12 protein-coding genes are annotated in these 15434 nt (G+C 35.4%); 6 read left to right on the top strand and 6 right to left on the bottom strand.

Annotation, left to right across the window (positions count from 1 at the left end; translation table 11 throughout):
* Positions 1-57: 57 nt before the first annotated feature.
* A complete protein-coding gene (locus VCM44_RS08130) occupies positions 58-4062 on the top strand; it encodes a hypothetical protein (RefSeq protein ID WP_334678494.1) in 4005 nt (1334 codons plus the stop codon).
* A 57-nt stretch (positions 4063-4119) separates the two neighbouring features.
* On the opposite strand, the gene VCM44_RS08125 is transcribed toward VCM44_RS08130, so the two are convergent.
* Entirely contained in the window at positions 4120-4866 is a 747-nt protein-coding gene (locus tag VCM44_RS08125) for a hypothetical protein (RefSeq protein ID WP_334678493.1), read from the bottom strand.
* 178 nt (positions 4867-5044) lie between these two features.
* On the opposite strand from VCM44_RS08125, the gene lexA reads away from it, so the two are divergent.
* The 4 genes from lexA (at position 5045) to VCM44_RS08105 (ending at position 9588) form a co-directional block, all read left to right on the top strand.
* Positions 5045-5683, top strand: a complete 639-nt coding sequence (gene lexA, locus VCM44_RS08120) for a transcriptional repressor LexA (protein ID WP_158536897.1) — start codon at positions 5045-5047, stop codon at positions 5681-5683.
* Entirely contained in the window at positions 5676-7811 is a 2136-nt protein-coding gene (locus VCM44_RS08115; RefSeq protein ID WP_334678492.1) for an AMP-binding protein, read from the top strand. Before lexA ends, VCM44_RS08115 begins: the two co-directional genes overlap by 8 nt.
* A gap of 119 nt (positions 7812-7930) precedes the next feature.
* Positions 7931-8680 (top strand): trypsin-like serine peptidase, encoded by a 750-nt coding sequence (locus tag VCM44_RS08110; RefSeq protein WP_115362851.1) that lies wholly within the window; start codon positions 7931-7933, stop codon positions 8678-8680.
* Between the two features lie 143 nt (positions 8681-8823).
* A complete protein-coding gene (locus VCM44_RS08105) occupies positions 8824-9588 on the top strand; it encodes a trypsin-like serine peptidase (RefSeq protein ID WP_334678491.1) in 765 nt (254 codons plus the stop codon).
* Positions 9589-9623: 35 nt separating this feature from the next.
* Here the strand turns inward: VCM44_RS08105 and VCM44_RS08100 are convergent, their stop codons facing one another.
* The 5 genes from VCM44_RS08100 to VCM44_RS08080 all read right to left on the bottom strand — a co-directional run bounded on the left by VCM44_RS08100 (position 9624) and on the right by VCM44_RS08080 (position 14581).
* Positions 9624-10397: a hypothetical protein gene (locus VCM44_RS08100; RefSeq protein WP_120404860.1), complete on the bottom strand. Its 774-nt coding sequence runs from the start codon at positions 10395-10397 to the stop codon at positions 9624-9626.
* Positions 10398-10479: 82 nt separating this feature from the next.
* Positions 10480-11670: a hypothetical protein gene (locus VCM44_RS08095; RefSeq protein WP_334678490.1), complete on the bottom strand. Its 1191-nt coding sequence runs from the start codon at positions 11668-11670 to the stop codon at positions 10480-10482.
* Positions 11671-11726: 56 nt separating this feature from the next.
* On the bottom strand, positions 11727-12347 hold the full coding sequence (locus VCM44_RS08090; protein ID WP_120404862.1) for a hypothetical protein: 621 nt from the start codon (positions 12345-12347) through the stop codon (positions 11727-11729).
* A gap of 55 nt (positions 12348-12402) precedes the next feature.
* Positions 12403-13683, bottom strand: a complete 1281-nt coding sequence (eno, locus tag VCM44_RS08085) for a phosphopyruvate hydratase (protein ID WP_115363735.1) — start codon at positions 13681-13683, stop codon at positions 12403-12405.
* Positions 13684-13789: 106 nt separating this feature from the next.
* Entirely contained in the window at positions 13790-14581 is a 792-nt protein-coding gene (locus VCM44_RS08080) for a glutamate racemase (RefSeq protein ID WP_162929619.1), read from the bottom strand.
* 59 nt (positions 14582-14640) lie between these two features.
* Here VCM44_RS08080 and VCM44_RS08075 point away from each other — a divergent pair, with 59 nt between their 5' ends.
* Positions 14641-15417: a hypothetical protein gene (locus tag VCM44_RS08075; protein ID WP_334678489.1), complete on the top strand. Its 777-nt coding sequence runs from the start codon at positions 14641-14643 to the stop codon at positions 15415-15417.
* The last annotated feature ends 17 nt before the right edge of the window (positions 15418-15434 follow it).

Here is a 15434-nt window from a genome sequence, read left to right as displayed (position 1 = left end):
AAAAACTTTCGTTAAATACTCAAGTATTACCCATACATAGCCGAAAAGTTTAACGAAATGTATCGATATATCATTATTGTTTTAACATTCATTCTACAATTGAACTTCGCCTACGGTGCGCAGACTTCAACATGTGTGGTTCAAAAAGAATCAACAGTGAGCAATAGTGTTCGAGATATCTGTAGTGCAACCTTAATTGATCAACACAATATTCTATTTGATCCTTCTTGCCAGGGCGGCGTAAACCCTAGAAGTAGAAGAAATCAAAGATATATCGTAAGCTGTGCCAATGGATTAACGTCATTTAAACTTCCAAGAATAAACACTTTTCGTCCTAAAAGAAGTTCCACATTATTCACATTTGAAGATGAGCTTCCTTTCATCCCGACAAAGCATTCTAATCAAGTCGATAATTCAACATTAGCAAATTGTTTTATTGAAACCCACAAAAGACAAATTCCTTTAAGAAGTAACAGGCTCAAAGAAGATACAAGAAATTTAAATTTTCAAAAAGATTTAAGTAATGCTCCTGTCTATTGTAAGAGTACGAATGATGACGAAGTTGTGCTCATGGGTACATTAGATGAGAATGGTCATTTCAAGGACATTGATAGTTTAAATAATGAGTTCTCAATTGAATCTGACTTTAAGGTAAATTTAGATACAAGTAATTACGAACAAGATTCAATATCAGAAATATGTCACGGTGCTTATCAGTGTGTAAGTGAATTAATTGAAGATGTAAATCAGCTTAATAAAGACTTAGATGAAATATTAAAGCGCTTTTCAAACAAACAAATAGAAGAAGAACGTCAACAACTTGCACGAGATTTTCAAGAACTTGAAGCAAAATGTCATCGAACAAATGTAGAGGCCAGAATCGATTACAATACAGGTAATGACGCCGGAATGGGTGATAAAGCAATGGGTGCTTTAGAAAAAGGTGTTATTGGTGTCTTTAGGGCCATTGAAAGCGTTAACCCATTTGATGATGAAGACTTCTTACTAAGTCAATTTAAAAACACTGAAGCAATTGCACAGAACTTAAGTGAAGCAGAGATCAAAGCAACTTTTGATAAAGTTAACCAGCTTGATCTATCTAACTTTGAGAAAATACGAGAATTGGCCCTTGCCTACTCTGAAACGGTAGTTCATAAGGTTCTTGATGAAATGGGAACTTTTGAAACGGCACAAGAAAAAAACGATTTTCTAAAATCGTATATGGATGATTTTAAAGTATGTCTTTCAAAAACAATAAACTCTTCCCAAGTTAAAGAATGTGCAAATACTTTCACTAATAATATTTCAACGGCCATTGGTGAAGTTGAATTAGATCGCCAAATTGGACTAAATTTTTCACCAGAAGATGATCTCTCTTCTTTAAAACTTAAAGCAAAGAATAAATATCTGGGTTGCCTTGATAAAAACTTAGGTAAATTTGAAAAAATAATTGATGCCACTGCAACTGTTAAAGGATGTGTTTACCAGGGAATGATAGCAAGTTATCAAGAAACAAGAAGAACTCGCTTAAACGATACCCTAAAGTCATACACTGGAAGAGATGATAATAGAGAGATTGTAACTTCCATCCTTTCAAAGACAAATACATGTCGATTTGCACCTGTGATAAACAAAGCAGATCACAATGACAGAGACTACCTTGCTTTAGCTCAAATGAGCACTGATAGTTTTACCAATGAAATAAAAGACTGCATCGATGGATTACAAAGAGTAGCAGCTGGTGATGTTGTTGAAATTGCCGTTAGAACAAATCAACAAATCGTAGAAAATTTAAGTGCAGATGAAGCGCAACTACTGTCTCAAGAACTAAAAGATATTCATCTAAGAGCATGTATGGAGGCACGTAAGACGAGTGATGGAAATGAATGTGCAAAATTCGTTACGGCCATGGCAACACTAACAGCTGCGGAATCAATTTTAAGAAATGAGTTTGAATCACAATTTGAAGACTTAAACCTACCACAACAAAGAAGAGATGAATTAACAGATGAAATAATCGAACAATACCAAGCTTGTGCACAACGTACAAAAGAAGAATACTACAAAGACTTAACAAAAGAGCCAAATGAGAAGTTAGTAAACAACTGCTTAACAGGTGCCATTAAAAAGCTATCTAGTAGTATCTTAGAAGACAGTATAAATAAGGCAACAGCAGAAAAAGATATCGATGTGTCTCTCGTATCCAGAGCAGTTGACCGTCAGAAACTAGAAAGACTAAAAACAGAGATTAAAAAATGTTTTGATGAGGGCCTAGGAAAGTATGAAACAATGAGTACTTACCAAGAAAACCTCAATAAAGAGATTGAAAATTGTACCTTTAAAACGCAAAAAACAGTTATTGAATCAATCGCACAAGAGATGGCCTCAGATAAGATTGGAGACTTTGGTTTAAGCGAGAATAAGACTAATGAAGTTAGACAATTAATCTCTAGTCATATCAATGCAAGTACTCCACTAGATATGGATGAAAGAATTGATACTCTAACTCCTCTACTGATAAGAAATGTCGCATCGGAGGCCATTGAGGGAACAGTAAGTGACTTTAAGTCAACAATGACAAAAGAAGAATATGAGACAAAGCGTGATCAAATTCAAGACCAATTAAATACATGCCTTGATAAGGTTATGTCTGAAAATGAAAAAGATACTTCTTTTAATGCTACTGATGCATCAAATATTTGTATCTCTGTTACAGCTAAGGATGCCTTTATTACATTAGCACCAACTATAATAGAAGAGTCGATCGCACCTTTATTTAATTCAGAGCCACAAAAAGTTCTAGACTTAACAAATCGTGCAAAGAGAAATGTCATGCCTTGTCTTGCAAGAATTAAAGATGATGAAAACGCACAAGCTAATGCTGAAAAATGTGTTATTGATGAATTACCACAAATTGCGACAACAATAGCATCTCAACTATTAGGAGATCTTAATAGTTTTGCAAATAAAGATGGAAGACAACCATCACTACTCGCTTCTAATAGCTACCAAGAATTTGAAAAGTGTCTTATACGTCTTGAGTCTCCTTCACTTAGCGAGGCCACTGAGAATATGAATGATTGTATAAAAGATCTTGAAAGAGGCGCTAAAACTGAATTACAAAAGCGATTTGTCCATGTTTATGGCCAAAACAACCCAAGAGAAATTAATGAAGTTATCGATCTTATCCTACAAATTCCAGGAGAAGATAAAGCACAAGAATATAAAAGTAATGAAGAGACTTCAGGAACTCCTAATAGTGAATTGATTTCAACACTTGAGCTTCTTGGGGAAACGATGAAATATTCTTGCGACAATAATACAGCTGTCTGTCAGCAGCATATTTACAACGCAAAGATTTCACTCACAAGGCATTTTCAAAATAATCCAAATGCTACAACACAAGAAAATACGCAAGCTTTTATGAATAGCCCTATCATGGACAACGTCATCGCTTCTCAAATAGGAATGACTCTTAATGAAACTTTTAAAACAGAGTTAAACGAATATAATGATAGCTCTAACCTTCTTAATAGAAAGATTGACGAGATTACAAATAATCGCATGTTAACTAATATTTTAGCAACGCCTGAAGGTAGGCAATTAAAATCATATATATTTGATAAAATTGAAAAGGGTGAATTAGATAATCTGGCCGAAGACACAAGACTTAGAGAGCTATTGGCCGAGGCCCTAACAAAAGATACTGGAGAAGGATCATTTGGAGATGGACTTGCTGAAGGCCTAGTTCAAATACAATTAAATAAGATGAGAAGAAGATCAAGTGGCTTTGGAGGACTATTTAGAGAGTTCAAAGTGAAGTTTGGTGACATTCTCAATATTATTGATCGTAAAGACTTCAAATGGGATATCCTAACAAAGACACGCTCTGGACAAAGAGCACGAGAGTACATGATTAAAGAAATACTCGCCCCTTCAATTAAAGGTGAAGACTTAAGTGCACTTGAGAGCAGAGACAGAAAATATCCAAATCAACAAGAAGAGCGACTTGGAAAGCTTACTGAAATGATCACACAGGCACTTAAAGAAGCTAATGATTAAGAAATAAAAAAGGCCTCTTTAAAAAGAGGCCCTTTATTATATAGAATTTAATTTAAATTATCTCATTCTCTGAAGCATTCCCTGCCCATTTACGAAGAATAAATCGTTTTCATCAATTGATCGTAGAACAGATGAGGCCTTATAATTAACTTTAATCATAGCGGAAGCAATTGGGCTATCAAGACTTCCTTGGTTAGCAATTGAGATTACTTCACTAGAAGCATTAAAGTTAAATCCCCAAGAAACACTAATATTACTTGCTGTAACAAATAATCCTGTTAAATAAGCACCCTTGCCTTCATATTTACCACCGTATTGAAATGCTACAGTATAAACAAAAGAGATAACCTCTGAGCCAAAGCCATTTTTATAAGTTACTTTAAATGAGCGAACAATTGGCATCTTCCAATTTGACATTGAACTAAACGTTGAGTTTGGATCATCCATATTTGGAATTACGCTAATGGCCTTAGCAAAACTTGAATTACTAACTGGCTTACCAGCTTCAACAATCTTCCAAATCTTTTGTCCCAAGGCAATGAATTTATCAATTGTCATAAATACTTGACCCAATGAAGTGGCACCAGACTTTTCGACTAAACCTTCATAGACAGCTTCATAATCAGGAGCGACTTCTTCAACCTCTCTTGATACAATATGTAAATATTGTTCTTGATCAACGTTATCTAATTTTAAGAACGACTCTCTTGTCCCTACCTCAGGAACCTGAGCGAACGAATTGAATCCGATAACAATAGTTACAATGGTAACAAATAAACTTAAAAATGAGTTTGATGATTTCATTTAACCCTCCCAATGATTTGTTAAGACATAACTATCCTTTTCAAAGGAGACTCGTCAATAAAACAAGGGAGATATCTGCCATTGTAAGTTTTTTTCACAAAAACCGTGAACATTTTTCACTAATTTTGTGAATTTTTAACAATTTGACTTACGCAGTACTTACGCATAACATATGAATATGGCGTTAACTAAAAAACAGAATCAAGTTTATTTATATATTAAAGAGTATTTTGATAAAGAGGGCTATGCCCCAACTCAAAAAGAAATCAAAGAACACTTTGGGCTTAAGTCCTTTGGTTCAGTCAATAAGTACATGCACTATCTTCAAGAAGCAGGAAAAATCGAAATCGATTGGAATGCGAGACGTGGAATAAAATTACTTGAAGAAATCACTGCCCCACCGGCCATGGTAACAACACATCAGGCACAATTTAGTGAGGTCCCACTGCTTGGTGATGTCGCCGCCGGAAATCCCATTGAGGCCATTGAAAACCCATCAGAGCACACAATGGTTCCAAATCACATGGTGGCCAAACCAGGCCGATACTTTGCTTTAAATGTACAGGGTGATTCAATGATTAATGACGGTATTTTTGAAGGAGATATTCTTGTTTGCCGAGCACAAGAAAATGCAAACCAAGGTCAAACCGTTATTGCTGTTGTGGATAATGAGGCCACTGTAAAGAACTTCTACAAGAAAAAGAATTCTATTGAATTACACCCGGCCAATGATCGACTCTCACCTTTTATTATTACGGGGCAAAATGATTTTCGTATAGCTGGTATCGTCGTAGGCCTTCTAAGAAGTTATGAATAACAAGAACTTCATTTCTCATATAATTAACAATCTTAATATTAGATTGGATTCTCCCCTTCTTTATAAAGATGACAAGGTCCAATTAACATACCAAGAATTATTAGAAGCAATCAGTAAAAGGCCTAACTTAGATCAGCTAGACCAATTAAAGCAAAGTGATAAATCTTATACATTCTTAAAATGGACGGAAAATAATAAAGAGTTTATTTGTCGCTATTTTCAATTAATAAACTTTGGCATTATTCCCATCCTTGTTGATGAAAGAAGATTACAAAACTCTCCTGGTGACTATGACATAAAAGATGTCTTTGAATCATTTCAAAAAAATCAAATTCATATAATTGAAAGATATGAAGATTGTGCAACAATACTCTACACTTCAGGAACAACAGGTACACCAAAGGGTGTACGTATCTCACTTAAAAATTTAATCTCTAGTGCAAAAGCAACTATTGAGCATTATCAAATTACATCAGATGATAACTGGGCACTCTCACTTCCCCTATATCACATAGGTGGACTTATGATCTTATGGCGATGCCTGATGGCAGGCGCTAGCACTACCCTAGCACGCCCTGATAATGTGCAAGAAACAATCATTAATAGCAAGAAAGTTACAATCGCCTCACTTGTACAATTGCAACTTGAACGAATTATTAATATTGCGAGCATAGATGATTTAAAAAAACTTAAGGGAGTCGTTCTCGGAGGATCAAAAGTAGATCCAACGTTAATGAAAAAGGCAACCTCAAAGAATTTAAAGCTTTCAAATTCATATGGAGCAACAGAGAGTTGTGCTCAATTCTTAGCAACACCATTTACCACTGATCTGCAAACGCTTATGAGTGTTGGAAGTCCAATGAATGGCCATGTCTTTATCGAAAATGATCACCTCATTTTAGAAGGTGACAGTATTGCGCTAGGTTACCTTAATGGAGAAAACTTTAATTCAAGACTAATGACCAATGACAAGGCCACTTATGATGCCAATAATAATATTTCAATTATAGGAAGAAGTGATAACACTTTTCAAAAAGCAGCTGAAAATATAAACCCAGAAAATATTGAAGCAAAAATAAACGTAGGCTTAGAAACAAATTGTTATGTCGTCCCTATTGATAATAATCGTTATGAAAACCTTATCAGTTTAATTTTTGATAAGAGAGAAACTCTTAAGAAAGTAAATAAAATTATTAATGACTCCCTAATTCCATTTGAAAGGCCACATCTCATTTATCAATGTGATGATATAAGCTCTTACCAGAAAGGAATTAAAATTAGTCGCAAGCAGATTGCGTCAACATTAAATGAGCTACACGATGGCTTCAGTGAGAAGCTCTATTTAAACGCTTGTGGTAGGCCTAGTGGCGATATTCTTATCGTCTCTCATGGATTTATGGGAGAGGCCCTAGAGTTTGAAAACTTGATTCAAGAACTTAAAGAAAAGTATTTAATTATCTTTATCGATCTTCCAGGCCATGGGAGCAATTGCAAATTAGAAAGCTTAGAAGAGTTTAAAAATGAGATGATTAATTTCATAAAAACTGCCAATAATAAGGATCGTAAAATAAATTTCCTAACCTATTCAATGTCGGCCCGTATATTCCAGGAAATTCTTTTTGATCAACGACTTTCTAAGATCCAAAATATTGATAATTTTATTAATGAGTCTGGATCACCAGGCTTCTTAACAGATGAAGACTCACGAAAAAAACGTATGGCCCATGATGGCCGAATCTTTGATATATATAATTCAAATCAAGATGCAAGAGAGTTTTACAAAAACTGGTACGAGCAGAGTGTTTTTACAAAAGTAAATGAACATAGTGAATATCAAAACATGATTGAAACGAAGTCAGCACAACTTCCTTCTATGATCACTTACTGGCAAAAAGCTGCCACGACTTTATCTGTAGCAAACCAAGAAAACCTTTTGGACATTACAAAACTGCCTAAAAGAATAAAGTATCACTATATACACGGCAGACTTGATACAAAATATTCTCAATACGCCCAGCAACTCAAGGCCTATGGTGCATTCACCTATGAAATAGCAGATGCTTCACACAACACTCACCTCATGTCCCCACAAGATTACTTAAAAGTTCTTCATAAAATACTGAAATAATGCTTATTTTTGTGTCAGAAGGGATTAACTTCTTACAACTTCTTACTATAAGCTCTCGAAATTTGCAGGAGTGTGACTGAGGTCATAGACTTTTTGTTCACAAACAAAGGGAGATCGTAGTGAAAAAGTTAATACTTGTGACATTATTGCCACTTACCGTCTTTGCAATGGACAAGTCTATATGTGGAATGGATGAACGTGTACCATCAAGTGACCCTAAGGTTGGGCGTTCACTAGAAAATAAAAGAGATAAAGCAGGTTGTACTGTAACTCTAATTTCAAACTCATGTGTAATTTCTGTCGGACACTGTGCTGCAACTCTAAACTACCTAGAGTTCAATACACCTACTTCAACAAGAAGAGGTATCAGACACCCAGGTCCAAAAGATATCTATCGCGCAGATAGAACAACACTTAAATATAAGAGCAATGGACAAGGTGATGACTGGGCCGTTGTAAAAGCACTACCAAATGAGCACACTGGACTTCTACCAGGTCAAGCACAAGGTTATTACCCAATCGCTAAAGAAGTTCCACCAATTGGAACAATGCTTTCAATTACAGGATATGGAAGTGACCGCGGTGAATATGAAAGACACTTCGCTCAACAAAATAATTTTGGACCGCTAAAAACTGTTGGTGGATCAATCTGGAATGGTGGACACAGACCTGCCCTTCTAGAGCATAGAGTTGATACAATGGGTGGTAACTCTGGTTCAAGTATTATCAATCTTGAAACAGGTGAAATCATTGGTGTTCACTCTCATGGTGGATGTTACACAAGTGATGATAGCAAGAATGCAGGAACAGTTCTTCAACTTCACCCAGAATTCAAAGCAGCAGTTGAAAGCTGTCTAGCATCTGAATAATATCAAATAAATAAAATTTAAATCTATAGAAAGCCTCCAGTTTGGAGGCTTTTTTTGTCTATAAAAGATTCAAAAATATAGATTCTACTCTCGCCGTGCGTTATTTTGAATCATTCAAATATTAATTAATTGCGGGGAAGACTTTGAAAACATTATTCATCTTACTATTTGTATTACCTATAACGACATTAGCAAATAATAAGTCCATTTGTGGAATTGACGATCGTGTACCATCAAAAAACCCAAAAGTAGCTCGTGCATTAAAGTCGCTAACGTCCAGACATGGTTGTACTGTAACGATGATCTCTAACTCGTGCGCTATCTCTGTTGGCCACTGTAAAAAAGACCTCAAGATTATTGAATTCAACACACCAGAGTCAACTAAAGAAGGTATTCAGCATCCTTCTCCAATGGATATATACTACGTTAATCAAGAAAGCTTAGTTTATAAGAATAATGGGCCAGGAGATGACTGGGCAGTTATGAAAGTTGAAAATAACGAATTCACGAACTATGCCCCTGGAGAAGTACAAGGCCATTACAAAGTAGCAAGTGAGATGCCTGAACCAGGTGCTTTTATAAAGATCACAGGCTATGGATACGACGATGAGTTTGAGAAAAACTTTGCTCAACAAACTAATATTGGAGAATTAAAATCATATGGTGCACAGGAGCGCTACAGAAACCTGCCAGGCTTAATTTCACATAAAGTTGATACGATGGGTGGAAACTCTGGCTCAAGTATTGTTGAAGCAAAGAATAATCAAGTTATTGGAGTTCACTCACACGGCGGATGTAATATGAGTCACTACTCGAATACAATGAATAAGGGTACAAGTATTATACTAAATAAAGAGTTTAATAAGGCCGTTAAAGAGTGTCTTGATTCAGAAAAAGAAGAAGATTAGAAATAAAAAAGCCTCTCTTTTGAGAGGCCTTTAAATTATGATTTCTTTTTCTTCTTACCTTTCTTTTTCTTCTTCCCTTTCTTCTTACGATTTTTTGCAATAAAGACACCTGCTCCAACTATAAGGGCCAAGATAATATATAAAGTCATATCATCGCCACCAGAGCCTTTACCTTGCTTGCGTTGTCCGCCAACTCCAATATCCTGAAGACCTGTTTCACTATCTAGGAAGTCACCTGATGCTCCTGGTACAGCTTCACCTTTATTTCCTGCAAGTTTTAATCCGTCAGCATTACTCTTAATACGTGAGAATACCTGCATCGTTTCAATAATTTTATCAAAAATTGGCTTATAAGTTTGGTAGTGCTCTTTTGCTACAGAAAATGTTACTGCAACACCAAGCTCTCCCTTAACTGTTGCCATATAACGAGTATAGAAGCCTGGAACCTCACTTGATAAGTGAAGAGAATCAACCCATGTGTGACCTTGGCCTTGAATCTTCTTCATTCTTGTATATGAAGGCTCAGAGATCTGACTCTTACCACCAGGCAGTTTAAAAGTTTTTGCTTGTTCTAAGTAAGCCTTGTATTGAATAAGATCATCTTGCTTACCACGATGTTTGGCAGCAAAAATAATAATGGCCTCTTTCTTTCTTCGATCATTTGTCGACTGACAAACATATTCACTTCCTTCAATTGCACATTCCCAACCATTAGGTAGCTCAAATTCCAAGAAATTAGATGTATAAGGTTTGGCAACGATACTTGAAGCGGCCAATAAGTAGAAAGCAATCAGAATATGCTTTATCATCAATAAATCCTTTTTGTGTTTATATTCAATATTTTATCTTAACTTAAAATTATATCAAAGGTTAAATATTTCCTAATATCAACTACTTAATTCTGGCCGCAAAGCCTTTTTGAATTGGCATCTTTCTATAACGAGTAACAATCTTCACAATTGAAGAGGCACTTGCAACTTCATACACCATTCCCTTTGCCACTAAAATATTTCCACCAAAGTAATCAGTTTTATAAATATCCACAATATTACCTTTTTGAATATCATCTAGGCTTCCGTGATCAATCTTAATAAAGACACCTCGTGGAGAAACTTTAATAACATTTGCTTCAATGGTGTATTCTTTAAAGCTTTCTTCAAATTTTTGTTGAGCGCTAACCCCACCAGTTGTCCATTGAACACCTAGTGAAGCATAGATATCTTTATCTGTAGAAGTCGCAAGTACAGTTGAGCCGACTTTTCCATATATTAAATATTTATTTTTAATGATGGTTTGAGCGGTAGCATCAAGGGCCAAGAATTGACGATTGATAGAATTCCATCTTGATGTATAGCCACTTGATAAAACTGGTTTTGTCTGTGGTGAATCTGTATACTCATCTCCACCTAAACTATAGACTCCGTTTGCTGAAAGCCAAAATGCCCAATCGACATAGTGCTTAACCCATCTGGCTTCAAATGGGATTTCTGAAGAAATAGGGGCCCCAGGGATTCGATAACCAATTTTAAAATCATATGAGGTCCATTTAGTAGAATCAAATTTTGCAAGGAAATTAAACTCAATATCGTTTCCGCCATCTCCGAGAATAACTTCATCACTAGGAGCTGCATTTGCATAGGTATCAACAGAGTAGGGCCTAAATCGATACAAAGCACTTATTGCAAAGTCGCGTCCTCTCTTCTTACCAAGCCCGTAAATAACACCAGCATAGAATGATTCAAGACCTGCATTAGTAATCGTCTCTACAGAGTCTCCACTACTAACGTAGCGGGCCTTTAACCCGGCCAAGAGTTGAAAGTTATCCATGATTGCATATTGATAATCAATATTGGCATCAAATAGAAAGTAGCTTACTTCATCATTATAGATTACTTCATTTCCATCAACATCATGCTGAGAAAGAGTCGATGAGAGATCAAACGAAAGATCAACCCAAGAAGCACCTTTGGATAAGAGCTTTGCTTCAGATCGATAGATTCGATCATTGGCATAGGAATTATTTTTAGCAAATAATGATAGTATAACTACTAAAGAAAAAACGAATAACTTAATGATTTCCATACGTTTAATAGAATAACGTACATTTTTATTCTTTTATAGAAGTAGTATTCTTTTACCTAGCTAACCAACTTATACTGTGAGTAACCGAGTTTTTTTATACGAATAGAGGTATACCATTTGTGATTCTTGGCCCAAGACTTAAAGCTGATATCTTGCTTTTTAGCTAATGAGGCCAAAGAATGAAGGCCTACACTATTTGATGGATCCTGTTCACTGAAGTCTTGTGAAATCGTATTCTCAAAGATTAGCTCAATTGATTCATCAATAGATGTGATAAATACTTTTAAATCCTTCTTATTCGACCAGAGAAAGATATTTTTTACGATGTTTTTTATCATTCGTTCAAAAAGGGCGATATCAAGATCAAGAGTGCTATCACTTAAGTCCTTATCGAGCTTAATTGAGAATTCTAAGTTATAAAGTTTAAATTGCTCAGAAATATACGTTGTAAGTTGTTCAACCGTTAACGTTTTTGCTTTGGCCGTAAGCTTATCAAATTGCGAGGCTATTTGATTTTCTAGTGCCTGAATCTCTTGGTAAATCAGGGCCAAGGATTCTTTGCCCATTCCTTCAACATCATTCTCTCTTGCTTCGAGAAATAATTTAAGGCCATGAGTGTGATTGAGAAGATCATGTAAGAAGTGAATGGCTTCATTTTCTGGTATTTTCTTCGACATATAAAAGGCCTCTCTTCATATTTTACAAAGTAGGAGAGGCCTTGTATTGAAAGATTTAGATTAAACCATCAAAGGCGGCATTACTGCCAAGGGCCTCTTCAATTCTTAATAATTGATTGTATTTTGCAAGACGGTCACTTCTTGAAGCTGATCCAGTCTTGATTAACCCACTTGAAGTTGCAACAGCAAGATCTGCAATAAATGCATCACTTGTTTCACCAGAGCGATGTGAAATAATCGCTTGGAAATTATTATCAAAAGCAAGCTTTAGTGTTTCAAATGTCTCAGTAAGAGAACCAATTTGGTTGATCTTAACTAAGATTGAGTTGGCCTGTTTCTTCTCAATTCCTTCAGCAAGAATTTTCTTATTTGTTACAAATAAGTCATCCCCTACTAGAAGAATCTTTTCACCAAGCTTTTCAGTCAGACTTACCCAACCATCATAATCAGCTTCATCAAGGCCATCTTCAATTGAATATATCGGATACTTTGAGACTAAATTTGAGTAATAATCAACCATATCAGAGCTTGATAACTCTTTTCCTTGCATTTTATACTTACCATCTTTGTAGAACTCACTAGCGGCCGAATCAAGGCTGATACTAATGTCCTTACCTGGTGTATAACCGGCCTTCTCAATGGCCACTAGAATAAGGTCTAGCGCCTCTTCGTGTGAAGAAAGGCTTGGTGCAAATCCACCTTCGTCACCAACATTTGTTGAATAATTTTTCTCAGTTAATACTTTCTTTAGCGAATGAAATGTTTCAACACCAGCTCTTAAGTTTTCACTAAATGACTTATCCATATGAGGAACGATCATAAACTCTTGAATATCGAGATTATTTGAAGCGTGTTCACCACCATTGATAATATTCATTAGAGGTGCTGGAAGACGTGTTTTATTACTTGCAGTTGGTACCTTAAGGTCTTCTCTTAAGTATTGCCAAAGAGGTTTACCTAATTCGAGAGCACCAGCGCGTGCAACACACATTGAAACCGCTAAGATTGCATTGGCCCCAAGTTTTTCCTTATTCTCTGTACCATCAATTTCAAGCATAAGCGCATCAATTGCCTTCAAATCAAATACATTCATCCCAATCAACTTTGGTGCAATATATTCAGTAATATTTGAAAGGGCCTTCTTAACAGACTTTCCAAGATAATAAGACTTGTCACCATCTCTAAGCTCAAGTGCTTCTTTTGAACCAGTTGATGCTCCAGAAGGAACAGCGGCACGGGCCATAAACCCATTTTCAGTCACAAGATCAACTTCAACAGTTGGATTACCTCTTGAGTCCAGTATTTGACGGGGAGTAATTGATTTAATTTTTGCGATTTTTTCAGACATATCCAAATCCTTAGTTTTATCTAAATATCATTATCTTTATACAAAGCTGGCCGATATTGTATCGTTAAAATTCAAGGATCGTCACTTTTTTAACCTAAAAAAACGGAAATCCTTTAAGGTTTTCTTTTTTGACAATGCGCCATTGCTCTTTAGTCGCAGCTTTTGAAGTATCTCGAAAATAGAAGTGGTCTCTGATTTCCTGTGTTTCATCAAGCTTATTAACAAGGCAAGAGGCCATATGCTTGGCCACATGAGCACAAGGAGAAATGGAAGTAGTCCCTAACACTTTTTCAAAAACCTCACTTACAAATGGATAATGTGTACAACCTAAAATAATGTAATCAAAACTGTCCTTAGTAGATTTTGTAAAAACAGAACTCTTAATCTCTTCTTCAATTTTATGTGTATCGAGGCGTCCTGAATCAAAAGCTTCTTCAATTAGCTTAGCAAGCATCTTTGATGTTCGGTACTCAAGAGTATGATTCGCATCGTATTTTTGCTGAAGGTACTTAAAGCGATTTGAGTCGGCCGTTAACTGAGTTGTTAAACATACTCCCCTTTTACTAATAAGTTCAGGCCTTAAATTTATGACGTTGATAAATGGCTCAATTCCAAAAAAGCGAATTTGAGGAAAGTTACTTCTTAATTCATCAATTGCCATTGCTGTAGCAGAGTTACATGCAATTAGAATGGTATCAATATCAATACTTAGAAATTCATTAACAATAGCTTCACAATAAGAATAAACCTCTTGCTTAGTCTTATTTCCATAAGGTGCATTTAGACGATCTGCAAGATAGTAAATATCATAACGATCCATGTAATGGGCCACTTCCTTAAGGACACTTAATCCGCCAATTCCTGAATCAAAAATTCCAATCTTCAAATACTTACACCTTGAAAAATTAAACTAGACATCCTGCCAAAAAAGATTATTTTACCTCTATGGCATTATTTAAAATATTAAAGAACTTTATGACGTTAAGTCAAAGAAAGCGATTAGAAAAAGAATCCACGAAGGAGATTCTTTTGGAAAATATTAATGATCTTCTAAATAAGAAGAATGAAGATCATATTAATAATTTAAGGATCTGCCTGGCCCATAATACATTTGAAAAAGTGGCCATAAAAGATTTGCGAAAAAACCTACATGATACATACCTAAGTTTCGACTACAACTTAGAGTCAGGAAAACAAGCTGGTCACATTATTCATCTCGATCAGGATTCAACTTTGCACCTTGTTAAAGATGGCTATATTGAATACCAAAAAGAGATGGCCGAATTTGATATTGCACAAATCGAAGATAAGACCACAAAGTTCATTATTGATAATGCCATTAAAGAACTGACAAAAATAACTCCACAAGCAACCTTTAACAACGAAGACAAATCACTTGAATGGCTTAAAGTTACTCTTCTAACGTTAAAGAAGTCTCTTGATAAAATCGATCATCAAACAACGATACAAAGCTACAAGATATACTTTGGTGAATGGGAAGAAAATCCTATTCTACGCTTCATGATTTATAATCTTGATATTAAGTTGGCCTTTTCTCAAGATGAACTTCTTCTAGAAGTTAGAAATAAAGAAAACCGTCAAGACTTTGATGAGAATGCAAAGCTTTACCAAGCTTCATTTAAACAACTTCACAATGAAGTATTAAATGAAATAATAAATGTATTTATTAAATTAAAAGAAGTGAGAAATCGACCGCAGTAAGAGACTGCGGCCTATAT

This window comes from Halobacteriovorax sp. DPLXC-1 (genome assembly GCF_036903125.1).
In the GTDB taxonomy this organism is placed as follows: Bacteria; Bdellovibrionota; Bacteriovoracia; order Bacteriovoracales; family Bacteriovoracaceae; genus Halobacteriovorax_A; species Halobacteriovorax_A vibrionivorans.
The sequence above is the reverse complement of the archived record's forward strand: the minus strand, read 5'-3'. Positions and strand labels throughout refer to the sequence as shown.